The following is a 588-nucleotide window of genomic DNA, read 5'->3' as shown; positions in this document are numbered from 1 at the left end:
AAGAGATAAAGAACTTACATCCCGGATTGTGCCTTGGCCATTACATCTTGGACATACTATACCACTAGTTTCACGTAAAGATGGCCTCAATCGTTGTCGAGACATTTCCAATAAACCAAATCTTGAAATACGACCTAATTGAAGACGAGCACGATCAAGTTTAAGAGATTCACGAAGTCGATTTTCGACTTCTCTTTGATTTTTCGTTAAAGACATATCAATAAAATCAATTACTAATAAACCACCAATATCACGGAATCTTAATTGTCTACCTATTTCATCAGCTGCTTCTAAATTTGTTTGCAAAGCTGTTTCTTCTATATCATATCCTCTAGTTGCACGTGCTGAATTAATATCAATAGATACTAAAGCTTCTGTAGTATCAATAAAAATTGAACCACCGGATGGTAATTTAACTTCTCTTTGATAAGCAGTTGCAATTTGAGATTCAATTTTAAATCTAGTAAAAAGTGGTATTTCATCTTTATAAAGTTTAATTTTTTTTTGATAATTAGGCATAACTTGTTTAATAAAATTAAGTGCATCATTATAAATATCTTCACTATCTATTATTACCTCGCCTATATC

Annotated in this window: 1 protein-coding gene; it reads right to left on the bottom strand. The window is 31.3% G+C overall.

Translation table 11 applies throughout. The annotated features are described in order from the left end of the window. The coding region (locus IE124_RS35960) for a ribonuclease E/G (RefSeq protein WP_189514038.1) at positions 1–588 on the bottom strand (588 nt) is incomplete at both ends.

The sequence above is a fragment of the Streptomyces narbonensis genome, from assembly GCF_014649015.1.
Lineage (GTDB): Bacteria > Actinomycetota > Actinomycetes > Streptomycetales > Streptomycetaceae > Streptomyces > Streptomyces narbonensis.
This window is presented reverse-complemented; position numbering and strand designations above follow the sequence as displayed.